Here is a 12,584-nt window from a genome sequence, read left to right on the forward strand (position 1 = left end):
TAACACACATGAACCCCGTTATAGCTCTAGCTCAAAATTTCACTCTCTTCATGGAAGTTAAAATGAGGCATTGCATAAATAATTAATCTAACAATGATGCTACTAATTATCAAAGCAAGTTAAAAAACTATCAAAAGTAGATTTTGATTTATTTTATATAACTGCTAAGATTTAACTAAATTAAAGCCTTTTTTAACAGTGCGAAACTGAGAAAAGGTTTATAAATTATAAAAAAATTACATAGATTATAAAATTTAATGAATATTTTTATGATTTAAATGAAAAGGGGGACTTTTTCAATTTGCTTAAGAAGAATATGATCATTTTAGAAAACAATCTTTATTTGAAAATGGGTTTAGTGAAAATACTGGAAAGTGATTACAATATTTATTCAGACATTGACTTATCAAAAAATCTTTATGATTTAATGAAACATTACAAGCCAGATATTATTGTCATTAATGATCTAAGTAAAAATAACCTAAAACATGTAAAACGGATTCGATCCGAATATCCTAATACATATGTTGTTATTCTTACTTCAATTATTTTAGAGGACGAGATTCATGAGGCTTTGTTAGCTGGCGTCTCAGGTTATGTTTTATATAATATAAAATCAAAAGAATTAAGAAAGGCAATAGATTTAATTTCCGAAGGTGAATACTACTTTAATAGTTCGACAATGACCATTTTTATAAAAAGTTATTTAAAACTTTTTGATTCGAAGGAAATCATATCTCATCTTTTTACAAAGCGTGAATATGTCATTTTGCTCATGCTTGCAGAAGGTAAAAATATACAAGAGATTAGTCAAACACTCAATATCTCGGAAAAATCGATTAATATAAATATTAATAAAATTTATAATAAATTATCAGTGAAGACTCGTATTCAAGCAATAGATAAAGCAGTTAAAAACAGGTGGATTCCTTATAATTTAGCTATATCTAATTTATATGTAAATTATAATAAAAAACGTACATTACTATAATAAAAGAAATCCGAATATTATTTATATTCGGATAATTTTGTTTTATTGGGGAATACTCCCTTTTAAGCAGCTAGCTCATTTTCTTTTAACTGATTTGTATCTACATAAAGCCTTTGACACCAAAATCGTTAATTGCCATAACGAAATTTCTTATATTACAAATACTTCTTTTTTCTTATATCTAATTATCAAATTATGCTTCATTTGAAACAAATGTTGATTTTGAAGACATGTGAATAGATGTTATGGTATTTGTTAATTAGAGATAAAGAGGTACCTAACATAGGTATTTTTGATTATTTCGAATGAATTTAATAGGGATTCTTTGCTCGATAGGTTTTAAAAAAAGTGCAATAAACCATAATGTAGTTACCAGTTCTATATATGCGTATTTTCGGCGTATTGATAGACAAATTAGTAAGAAATAGAGGTGAGAGTATGTACAATTTTTTAGATCGTTTCACTTTACAAAAGGTGCAATTATTAGATCATATCCATAATGAAAAACGTTTCTTTTCTAGTCAGGAGTTGGCTAAAAAAATGGATTTATCTGAAAGAACCATCTTAAAAATAGTAACAGAACTCTCAGGTGATTTACAAAAATTTGATGAAGCTACTTTTTTAAAAGAAATTAAACATAAGCAATTTAAATTAGATTGTAAAGATTATTTTTCAATTAAAGCAATAGAAAGATATTACTTACAAAATTCTTTAGCATATAAAATCTTTAATGATATTTTCTACAATAAATTAGTCGATTTTAATATGTTTATTATAGAGAATTTTACAAGTCAAGCTTCTATATATCGCCAAATTAATAAGATTAAACCTTTATTAAAAGAATTTCAATTAAAATATACATCTCAGGATTTTATTACACTTGAAGGATCTGAAAAACAATTTCGCTATTTCTATTATTTATTCTATTGGAATTCATGTTGGGGAGAAATTTGGCCTTTCACAGGAATATCTAGAGAAGAAATATTAGAAGTAATTAAGGGGTATAATCGAGAACTTCCAATATCTGTTTTATATTTGCTGGCGATTTGCTTAATACGAGCTAAAATGGGTTTTGTCATAGAAGAAGACGCAGCATATACAAGATACACAGAACATCATTATCAATATGAAAAGTTTTCACAAACATTTAGTTCTTTATTTAAAAAATTCACAGCCCTTAATGATGAAGCAATAGAAAAAGAGATAAAGTTTTCATTTTCATTTCTAGAATCTCAACATCGTTATGAGAAAAATGAAAGTACAATAAGTTTAATGATGAATTTTGCTCAATACCATAATCAAGAATTATTTGTGCAAGCTACTTTGTATTGGATGGAGAAATTCAGGGAGTTTTTTTCTATTACTTTAGATATAGAGGAATATGGCGTATTGTTTGTAAACTTACTTAACCTTCATTATTATACGTTGAATTTTTCTGGTCCTGCATTTCTATTTAAAGAGGATCTTTATAAAAAGAGATTTGATAGTCATGCCACTATACAAATTGAAATTATGAATCAATTTTATGATTATCTCTTAGAGAATGAAGCATTTTATAAGATTTTTGAACGTAGGGAGCTTTTAATTGGTAGATATCATCGATTACTAAAACAATCAATCGACGTACTTAAAAGAAGCACAATAAAGGTAAAAATATACTCTGTGATAAATGATGTTCCTTATTTATTTGATAAGGTCAAACGCGTTTTTTCGCATGTTGATTATTGCACAAAAGATGAAGAAGCCGAATTGATAATCACTGATCGCCTATACTTAAATATTGCTAAAGATAAAGAAGATATTTTTGTGTGGAATTCTATACCTGAAAGGGAGGATTTTTTCAGACTAGGTAAAAGACTTCAAAAAATTTATTTTACTAAAGAACAACAGCCAGACCAACTACTTTTAAAAACATTATTAAGTCAAGTATAGAGTGGGGGAATTTAATTGATCTTGAGAAAAGGATACTGGGATAAAAATTATTGGATTATTTGGAATATTGAATTTAAAAATGATAGAAGGAGAATATAAAACTAAGTTATACATGATGAAAAATATTATTGATATAAATCTATTATCATTGATTTTAAAATACATACTTTTTTGTTGGGTTTGATGTTTTCTTGAAAATTACTGAAGGAAAGGATACTAGACTCATAGATGATAAAAAGTTAGACAGAGCAGACTATACATCAGAGGTTAGAATGCTACCGTGCTATATAAAATAGTTTGGATAATAGAGACACGAACCAATGATAAAGTAAGACAAACTTATTACCTATTGTTATTAAATGAATAACCAGTAAAACAAACAAATTTTCGTTTACTACATTTTCAAATCAGAGGGGATAATTATGATGTTACGCAATCTTTCCACAATGAAAAAATTATTAATCTTAATGTTAATATCCATATCTACAGTTGGTATTATTCAAGTGGTTGGGTATAACACGATGAAATCTTTAAAAAATAATATAGAGGATATATTTAAGGACCGCTTAGAACCAGGGATTATATTGACTGATTACAGGCTAAATAATCGTATTATTTTAACAGATATGTATAGATCCTTCCTTTATACTGATGAAAAAACGATAGAATTAATCAATAATGAGGTGAACAAAGCTTTTGAAGATAATGAAATGAATCTTCAATTACTTAATGACACCAACTTGAAGTCAGATGAAGCAGAAATTATAAGTGAACTGGTGGAACAATATCCAATTTTTAAAGAGACTATGGAGCAAGTATTCCAACTGAGTCTTGCTAATAAGAATGAGGAAGCGTTAAACCTCTATTATTCTATAGGTGAGCCTGAGTATAATAGTATTTTATCAAAAGGTTTAAAGTTAACAGAACTGAATAGAGATTATGCAAGCTCTTTATATAAAGATAGTGTAGACCAAGTAGATAAAAATACTAGAAATACAATGATCATTTCAGTGGTATTAAGCATACTGTATGTTGTAATTGGGTTTATTGGTGTTCGAAAATATATAACTGCTCCAATAGAAAAAATAAAAACTGCTGTTCAACGAGCAGAAGCGGGAGAATTAAATTTTAGTGTAGATTATAATTCTAAGGATGAATTTGGGATATTATCTACCTCACTTAATCGTATGATTGCTCAATTACGAGATTTAATTGGTCAGGTAAAGCAATCGTCTGAACATATGGTAGCGTTTTCTACAGAACTCACGGCAAGTACAGAACAAACAAATTCAGCTAGCGAGCATATTGCGACTGTTACGTTAGATATTGCAAGCGGATCAGAGCATCAAGTTAGAACGATAATAGAAACAGAAGATATTGTTACACAAATGGTACAAGATGTCCAAACAATTGAAAGTAATTCAACTAGCGTATCAGAGGCAGCTATCCACGCAGAACAAATATCAGTGGATGGGAATGAAATCATTAAAAACGCTGTTCAACAAATGGACAAAATCCAAACTTCTATCGATAATCTAAATAATGTGATCTTTGGTTTAGGTGATCGCTCTTCAGAGATTGGACAAATCGTAGAAGTTATAACAAGTATTGCTGAACAGACTAACTTACTAGCATTAAATGCAGCGATTGAAGCGGCAAGAGCAGGGGAAAATGGTAAAGGTTTTGCTGTTGTTTCAGAAGAAGTTCGAAAATTAGCTGAAGAATCCTCTTTATCCGCACAGAGAATTTCTGTGTTAATTGATGGAATTCAAACGGAAACGAATAGAGCAGTAGAATCAATGCAGTTCACAACAAATGAAGTGGTTATAGGTATGAATAGTGTGAACACCGCAGGAGAAGCCTTCAAAAAAATTCAACATGCTACCAAACAAGTATCTGTTCAAGTTCAGGGGATTTCTACTTCGGTAGAACATATGGCTATAGAAATGAATAATATGACTGATTCGATGAAGCAAATCAATGGAATCGCCCAAAGTTCTGCAGAAGGAACACAAAATATTTCTGCAGCTACAGAGGAACAGCTAGCCTCAATGGAAGAAATTACAGCATCTACTTTTACACTTTCTAAAATGGCAGAAGAATTACAAAATAAAACAAATATGTTCAAAGTATGACGTGTATGATTTATTTGAAATTCTTAGGCAAAGATAAAATGGTTTGATAAACAGACATTATGAACTATAAGCCAATAAATTAGTATTAAATGTTACTATAGTATTTCACACGAAATGTATTTACATTTAACTATTTAACGCTCGACCAGGAACTCATATAACAAGTGAGTTTCTGGTCTTTTTTATGTGGAATCATAAGAATTAGACAGATTCCTCATCAATGATATAAATCCATATGTTTAAGATTTTATATGCATATGAAGATGCAAGCGTACCTCTTACAAAAAATATAACAGCTTTAGCACAAGTGTCTTCTAATATATACGGTTATGATTTTGCATTGGATCGACTATCAATCCATTAGTTGCTACAAGGATTTAAGATGGGGTAAACCTTTCATTGCTATTACTATTTACAACTTCGCGGCTTTCTATATTTGGGGGATACAATGAATCCCTCAATTTTTTACTAATTATTGAGGACGTTAAATTATTTACATAACCAAGGAAGTGTTGAAATAGTATTAAAAGTGTATGCATATATTGAACTTTAATCCTCAAATATAGGAGTGGGGCAAGTGAAGGATATAGAGTTGTTTTTAAAGAAATTACATTACTTTGATAATAAATTTAAGTTATTTATTTATCAAAACAAGGATCATCTACTAGTTGATTATTTAGAGTTGTGTGCGTTAATTGATGAGTATTCTTCTTTTATTATAAATCATGACAATGAAACACAATGGAATAATTTAGGGCGGTCAATTGAAATAGTATCATTAGTTCAAAATCTACGAAAGAACTCTTCTGTTTGTGTCCAAATCATGGAAAAATACCGGGCTTTATTATTAAGTCATGAAGAAAAGGAGATGACGGATTACTTTCGTAATATAGGAGACTGTATTGGCAAGGAATTCGGAGGTTTTCAAGTTACTAGTCAATCGAAGGTGCTTTTAATAGGATCTGGGTCTTTTCCTATAACATTATTAATGGTTGCGGAACAAACAGGAGCAGACGTTTTTGGAATTGATATTGATGATGAGGCGATTCAGTTGGGGAAACATGTAGTAAATAAATTAGGAAGTCATTTATCCATTCAAATTGACAAGAAGACAGTAGAAGAGCTCGCAGTTATGGAACAGATTAGTCATATTATATTTAGTTCAACTGTAAGCAGGAAATATGACATATTAGACCAATTATATGATGTAACAAATAAAGATGTGCTGATTGCTATGCGTTATGGAAATGGGTTAAAGTCTCTTTTTAATTATCCAATGCAGAAGGTAAACAAAAATAAATGGCATACAATAGAAGAAATTATCCACCCTCAACATGTCTTTGATGTTGTTTTATATCAAAAGGTACAATGATTTTAATAGGTGAGGAGAAGACTATGTCTTATTTTAATAAAGTATTACTGTTAGGAACAGGGCCTACAGTAATTCAATTAGCTGTGAATTTCAAAAATTATTGTAATAGTAAAGTAGCTATTGCAGGTCGAGAATCTTTACGCTCCAACATTTTCTTTGACACGATCGTTCAGCAACAACTTGCACTCAAAGTATTTATTCAAAATACACAACATCAGGCTGTTGCGGGAAAATGTACGATTGATGCGTTTTTTAAGGGTTATCATAAAATATCTGGAAATTGGGATACCGTAGTTCTTTGTGTTACTACAGACTCTTATCTTTCAGTATTAGCACAAATTGATACGAAAGTGTTGAAGCAGGCTAGCTGCTATATATTAATGTCACCTACATTTGGTTCTAGTCATTTAATAGCAAATTTCCTAAAGAATCTAACTCCTCAGGCAGAGATCATTAGTTTTTCAACATATTATGGGGATACTAGATGGATAGATGGAATACCATCAAATGAAGTATTGACAACAGGAGTGAAGAAAACAGTTTATGTAGGTTCAACTTACTCAAAATCACATAGACTAGATAAATTATCTGAATTATTTCATCATTTAGGGATTCATTTAAAAAAATTAGCTTCTCCCCTTGAGGCAGAAACAAGAAATATTTCTTTATACGTACATCCTCCCTTATTTATGAATGATTTTTCATTAAAGGCAATATTTGATGAGGATAGTATAACAAAGTATGTGTATAAGCTTTATCCTGAGGGTCCTATTACTTATACAATAATTCGGCATCTATTAAATTATTGGAAAGAAATGATGGAAATTGTGAAACACTTCGATATTCAACCTCTCAATCTATTAAAATTTATGGTAGACGATAATTATCCATTGCAGCCAGCAAGTATAGACGGACAAGAAATAGAGAATTTTAATAAACTCGAATCTATACATCAAGAATATCTGCTCTATATTCGTTATGCATCCTTATTAATTGATCCATTTTCTATACCAAATAAAGAAGGAAGATACTTTGATTTTTCTGCCGTTCCTTTTAGAGGTATTTATAAAAATCTTGATGGAGAATGGGATATTCCTAGAATGCCAAAAGAGGACTATTTCCGTATGAAAATCATTCAAGGGATTGCGCATGCCCTGAAATTGAAAAGCCCGACGCTTGATTATTTTGTACAAACCTATGAAGAAAAACTACAACAAGTTGTGGCTTCATCTAAGCATAAAATCTTTTCTGATGCCTTTCAAATAAAATCTTTTTCACAAGAAATAGAGATGATTTGTAAGGAGTTAATTTTGAGTAAGAAAACAAAAGAAGGAGAAGAAGAATATATAAAATGATAAAAAGCTATTAAGTTTACAATAAGGTTTAACAAAAAAGCCACTATAGCGGTGTGCGAAAACTAAGGGCAATTAGCGGACCTTTCAAAATTCTTTAGACATGGCTCAGTTTCCGAGTTTTTCATGCGTAGTGCAAGCCACCAATTAGTAGATGGGTGGTTCTATTTCAAATTGACAATGATAATCATTATCGATAAGGTGGGGATAGTCGAAAGTCATCATGCCCACCTTTTCGCATTTCAGGGGCTAAACATGATCAGTAATTTGGCTGAGATGACTCAACCCGCCGATTGATTATGGAATCCTTAAAATCAGTTCTCGATGCCACTGAAACTTACTTTGAGCAGTAGCTTGTTGAGGGGTCCATGCTATTTGTTGTCAAAAGCCATTACTAGTAAACAATTTTGAAACGAGGTATGCAATTTGAAAATCGATGTGAATCAGTTAGCAGAACATTTAGCACATATTCCTTTCCAAGTAGAAGGAATATATCGATATACGAGTTATTTAGGTGTGCCGTACGCTGATTATACAGATTCCTTTCCTGGATTTATTTTTCCACTTACAGGGAAAATACAATTTCAATTTAATGGCACGCCTTATATCTTTTCACCAGGAAAAGTTGTGCATGGTGGTGCAAAAATGAAACTAGATCAAAAAAATTTTGATAATGCGAACTGGGAATATATTCTTGTTTTATACCGAATATGTAACTCAGAAATACAAGAGTCCAGTTTTTCTCATCAGCATTTTGAATTATCGACTGGACAATCTCCTCGTCTTATTGAATTACTTATGCGTCTTTGGCATGTGTATAATCAGCGCGGAGGTATTTCAATGTTTCAGACCGAAATGCTGTTTCGCGATGTACTGAATGAAGCCTTATTATGTGTTGCTAATAGGCAAAATAGCTGTGAATCACATACTTTATTCGAACGGGTATCTTCTTATATTCATGAATACTATCATCAAAGCCTTACAATCCCCTTGCTTGCAGAACAATATAACGTGAATCGAAATCGACTTTCTTATGTATTTAGAAAACATGCAGGTATGGGACCAGCAGAATATTTATTAAAATATCGTATCAACATGGCGCAAAAAATGCTTTTTACAAGTGATGCGCCTGTACAACATATTGCGCAAACTGTTGGAATTGCTGATCCCTTTTATTTTAGTAGAGTGTTTAAGAAACAATTTGGTCTTTCTCCTACTGAATATCGAGAGAAGTTCATCAATAATCCATGCTAATTTCAACAAGCATCCATTCAAATCCGAAAATTCCTTTACTATACTAATAGCGTATCAAAGATAATTTGTTGGAGGAATTTCGGATGCACAAGATCAAAGGACTATTATTCTCAACGCTATTATTAGCAGGCATACTAGCAGGTTGCAATGAAACATCAGTTGAAAAGAAAGGCGTAGCTACAGAAGACACTTCTACCTCTGCGGTTAATGCAGATGCAACTCATTGGCCAAGAACCATTAAGGATGCTTTGGGTAAAGAAATTGTTATCGAGAAAAAACCAGAAAAAATAGTTTCCCTATGGTATTTTTATCCTGAAATACTAGTTGCATTAGGTGAGCCGCCTACAGCTTCTACTGACAAAGAGTATCTATCTTCTTTATCTTATTTAAATGGAAAGCTAGATTCAACTGAAGAATTAGGAGATAAATTGTCTCCTAGTATTGAAAAAATTTTATCGACTGAGCCTGATTATATTTTAGCAACGGAACATCATGAAAAATTATATGAGTCACTAGAAAAAGTTGCGCCAGTCATTACGCTGAAATCTAAGGACATCTATGATGACTGGCAATATGGCCTTCGTACAGTAGCCGAGATTATTGGAAAGGAAGACGAAGCGGAAAAAGTAATTGATAAAATGATGCAAGAAATTACAATTGGTCGTGAAGCATTAAAGTCGATTCAAGGAGAGTCAGTAGCACTTGTGTTGTCTTGGGATGGAAAAACTTTTAATGTTCTAGGTGAAGAAAATCCTGTATATATTCTTGCGTTTGATAAAGAAAAGGGATTGGGGCTTACACCAGATATCACATTTAAAGGAAAAAATAATCAGTTTACTGCATTCGAAGGAATTTCAACAATTCAAGCAGACCATATTTTCCTTATAGGTGACATTACAAAAAAGGAAACATTAATGAGTGAATTACAACAAAGTAATGTATGGAATAATATGAACGCCGTAAAAAAAGGGAATATTCATTTAATGGATACTTCCGCTATTACTGGTGGTCCATTAGCTATTGAATACGCTTTGCAAAATATAACAAATGCCCTGCAAAAACAATAAAACGAAGAATTTAATTCGAGAAACAAACAGTGTTAAGAAGGTCAATAGATGATAAGGAGAGATGGTTATGCCCTACCAAGTTATAAATATAAAAGAAAATTTGTCTCAAATAAATGAGCTCTGGTCTCCGAAAGTTGTAGGTGAAATAAACGACTTTCAATTCAAACTAATTAAGATTGATGGAGATTTTATATGGCACGAGCATCAAGGTGCAGATAAGGTATTTATTGTGCTAGAAGGAGAAATGTTCATTGCTTTTCGTGATGGCCAGGTAAAAATTTCTAAGGGAGAGATGTTTATTGTTCCGGGAGGAGCAGAGCAAAAGCCTTTCGCTGAAAAGGAATGCCATATTATGTTGGTTGAGCCTAAAGTTGCTGTAAACACTGGCGGTATTGAGTCTAAATAAACGGCATCAAACTCTACAGAGGAACTAATGTTTGTCATTAGTCCGAATTCAATATTTGAGAAAAGGGTTCACGGCTAACTGAATGGGCAGTAAATGGATTAAATTGCTGTATCGCAAATCGTAGAATTAACCTCTAGATAAATAAGTAGGACAAGAGGCAACATACAATGAAGGAGACCGTTCGTGTTAATTAAACGGTCTCCTTTTGTTTTTCTTATATTTATACTTCACTTCATTACATGTGGTCTATCTTCTGGATTCTGATTACCTACCTTTGCTACAGCATATGCAATAGTAAAATGAGATTGTTTATTTGATTTCTTTCTATTGATTTTAATGAGTAGCTAAAATTGAAAAGATTGAAATTCATTCTAGGTAAAATATATTATTTTCATTTAATGCCATTTTTTTAACCTGATTTTAACCTTTCTACATTAATTTAGTGTAAGAGATACATCATTAAAGGAAGGTGTTTTAAATGGATCCATATGTTGGAGAAATTCGAATGTTTGCAGGTAATTATGCTCCAGATGGCTGGGCATTGTGCAATGGGCAACTCATATCCATTGCAGAAAATGAAGTACTTTATTCCTTAATTGGTACAACTTATGGCGGGAATGGACAAACGACATTCGCGTTACCAAATTTTCAAAGTAGAGTAGTTGTCCATCAAGGACAGAATCAAGCAACTGGTACGAACTATGTGATAGGTCAAATAGGAGGGGTGGAAACTGTCACTTTAAACACTTCACAGCTTCCAGCTCATACGCATCAAGTAAATGCTTTCTCACTTGAAGGTACAACACTGAGTCCTGAAAAAGCTGTTTGGGCAAAAAATATACAATATTCAACACAACCAGCAAATAGCACAATGAATGCAACAGTCGTTTCAAGTGTTGGAGGAAATACTCCTCATGACAATGTAATGCCGTTTCTGACAATTAGTTTTATTATCGCTCTTTACGGTATATACCCATCATTTTGATTAGGAGGAATGAAAAGATGAGTGAGCCATATGTAGGTGAAATCAGATTATTTAGCTTTGGAAGGGTCCCAAGAGGATGGGCATTATGCGATGGTCGAGTTTTGCCAATTAATACAAACCAAGCCCTATATTCCATATTGGGAACAACTTATGGTGGCGATGGCAGAACGACATTTGCATTGCCTGATTTAAGGGGGAGAGTTCCCGTTCATGTAGGTAACGGTGTCTCACTAGGACAAAAGGCGGGAGAAGAGACACATGTATTAACTATAAACGAAATGCCAGCTCATACACATGCAGTCAACGGTAGCTCGGACAGTGCTACGGTGAAAGCGGCTGCGGGTAATGTATGGGGGGCATCCACTAATAATATCTATTCTGATAATCAACTGAATACTTATATGAACACACAAGCATTATCAACATCAGGAAGTTCACTGCCCCATCAAAATATGCAGCCTTACAGTGTGGCAAATTATTGTATGGCTCTAGTAGGAATTTATCCATCAAGAAATTAAGAAAAAAGGAGATGCAGGAAAATGTCAGAAGCCTATATTGGAGAAATCAGAATATTTGGCGGTAATTTCGCACCAAAAGATTGGGCTTTATGTAATGGTCAGCTCTTATCAATTACTTCCAATACAGCATTATTTGCCATTTTAGGTGCAAATTATGGAGGAGATGGAAGGACCACCTTTGCTTTACCGAATCTAAATGGTAGGGCAGCGCTTCATCAAGGAACAGGAGCTGGATTAACATCGAGGAGTGTTGGAGCATCAGGGGGTGAAGCTACTGTTACGCTATTAACAACTCAAATGCCTAGTCATCATCATATAGCTGCTTGTAACAATGTTCAAACTTCAAATAATGACCCAACTGGAGCAATATGGACAGAGCAACAGGGAAGAGGCTCTGTCCCTGTCTATGCGACACAAGTAAATACACAAATGAGTTTATTGGCAATAGATGTAGTGGGTGGGAATCAACCACATAATAATATGCAACCATATCTTGGGTTGAACTTTATCATTTGCTTAGCTGGAGAATGGCCTCCAAGGAGTTAAGAATGAATGAAATGAAGGATGTGAAA

The 12,584-nt window shown here is 32.5% G+C and carries 11 protein-coding genes; all 11 read left to right on the forward strand.

The features are described from left to right. The first annotated feature begins 316 nt into the window (after positions 1–316). The gene (locus tag MHI22_RS22890; protein ID WP_058843335.1) at positions 317–991 is read left to right on the forward strand and encodes a response regulator transcription factor; all 675 of its coding nucleotides are present in this window, start codon (positions 317–319) and stop codon (positions 989–991) included. Positions 992–1,429: 438 nt separating this feature from the next. Then, a complete protein-coding gene (locus MHI22_RS22895) occupies positions 1,430–2,923 on the forward strand; it encodes a helix-turn-helix domain-containing protein (RefSeq protein WP_058843336.1) in 1,494 nt (497 codons plus the stop codon). 425 nt (positions 2,924–3,348) lie between these two features. Further along, a complete protein-coding gene (locus MHI22_RS22900) occupies positions 3,349–5,058 on the forward strand; it encodes a methyl-accepting chemotaxis protein (RefSeq protein ID WP_051891747.1) in 1,710 nt (569 codons plus the stop codon). A gap of 577 nt (positions 5,059–5,635) precedes the next feature. Then, on the forward strand, positions 5,636–6,430 hold the full coding sequence (locus MHI22_RS22905; RefSeq protein ID WP_231744971.1) for a nicotianamine synthase family protein: 795 nt from the start codon (positions 5,636–5,638) through the stop codon (positions 6,428–6,430). A 23-nt stretch (positions 6,431–6,453) separates the two neighbouring features. Then, positions 6,454–7,785: an opine metallophore biosynthesis dehydrogenase gene (locus tag MHI22_RS22910; protein ID WP_036127187.1), complete on the forward strand. Its 1,332-nt coding sequence runs from the start codon at positions 6,454–6,456 to the stop codon at positions 7,783–7,785. Between the two features lie 423 nt (positions 7,786–8,208). Further along, positions 8,209–9,036, forward strand: coding sequence for a helix-turn-helix transcriptional regulator (locus MHI22_RS22915; RefSeq protein WP_340812676.1), 828 nt, complete (start codon positions 8,209–8,211; stop codon positions 9,034–9,036). 83 nt (positions 9,037–9,119) lie between these two features. Beyond that, positions 9,120–10,103: an iron-siderophore ABC transporter substrate-binding protein gene (locus MHI22_RS22920; RefSeq protein WP_036127182.1), complete on the forward strand. Its 984-nt coding sequence runs from the start codon at positions 9,120–9,122 to the stop codon at positions 10,101–10,103. A 67-nt stretch (positions 10,104–10,170) separates the two neighbouring features. Beyond that, a complete protein-coding gene (locus MHI22_RS22925) occupies positions 10,171–10,509 on the forward strand; it encodes a cupin domain-containing protein (RefSeq protein ID WP_036127180.1) in 339 nt (112 codons plus the stop codon). A 478-nt stretch (positions 10,510–10,987) separates the two neighbouring features. Continuing rightward, positions 10,988–11,494, forward strand: coding sequence for a phage tail protein (locus MHI22_RS22930; protein WP_036127178.1), 507 nt, complete (start codon positions 10,988–10,990; stop codon positions 11,492–11,494). A gap of 17 nt (positions 11,495–11,511) precedes the next feature. Beyond that, the gene (locus MHI22_RS22935; RefSeq protein WP_058843341.1) at positions 11,512–12,012 is read left to right on the forward strand and encodes a phage tail protein; all 501 of its coding nucleotides are present in this window, start codon (positions 11,512–11,514) and stop codon (positions 12,010–12,012) included. Between the two features lie 21 nt (positions 12,013–12,033). Next, on the forward strand, positions 12,034–12,558 hold the full coding sequence (locus MHI22_RS22940) for a phage tail protein (protein WP_058843342.1): 525 nt from the start codon (positions 12,034–12,036) through the stop codon (positions 12,556–12,558). Positions 12,559–12,584: the final 26 nt, after the last annotated feature.

It is taken from the genome of Lysinibacillus sp. FSL L8-0312, from assembly GCF_038003285.1.
Taxonomy (GTDB): domain Bacteria; phylum Bacillota; class Bacilli; order Bacillales_A; family Planococcaceae; genus Lysinibacillus; species Lysinibacillus fusiformis_D.

Coding starts and splice junctions, on each gene's coding strand:
- MHI22_RS22930 (WP_036127178.1), top strand. CDS start 10,988: ATGGATCCATATGTTGGAGAAATTCGAATGTTTGCAGGTAATTATGCT.
- MHI22_RS22940 (WP_058843342.1), top strand. CDS start 12,034: ATGTCAGAAGCCTATATTGGAGAAATCAGAATATTTGGCGGTAATTTC.
- MHI22_RS22910 (WP_036127187.1), top strand. CDS start 6,454: ATGTCTTATTTTAATAAAGTATTACTGTTAGGAACAGGGCCTACAGTA.
- MHI22_RS22925 (WP_036127180.1), top strand. CDS start 10,171: ATGCCCTACCAAGTTATAAATATAAAAGAAAATTTGTCTCAAATAAAT.
- MHI22_RS22900 (WP_051891747.1), top strand. CDS start 3,349: ATGTTACGCAATCTTTCCACAATGAAAAAATTATTAATCTTAATGTTA.
- MHI22_RS22935 (WP_058843341.1), top strand. CDS start 11,512: ATGAGTGAGCCATATGTAGGTGAAATCAGATTATTTAGCTTTGGAAGG.
- MHI22_RS22920 (WP_036127182.1), top strand. CDS start 9,120: ATGCACAAGATCAAAGGACTATTATTCTCAACGCTATTATTAGCAGGC.
- MHI22_RS22890 (WP_058843335.1), top strand. CDS start 317: ATGATCATTTTAGAAAACAATCTTTATTTGAAAATGGGTTTAGTGAAA.
- MHI22_RS22895 (WP_058843336.1), top strand. CDS start 1,430: ATGTACAATTTTTTAGATCGTTTCACTTTACAAAAGGTGCAATTATTA.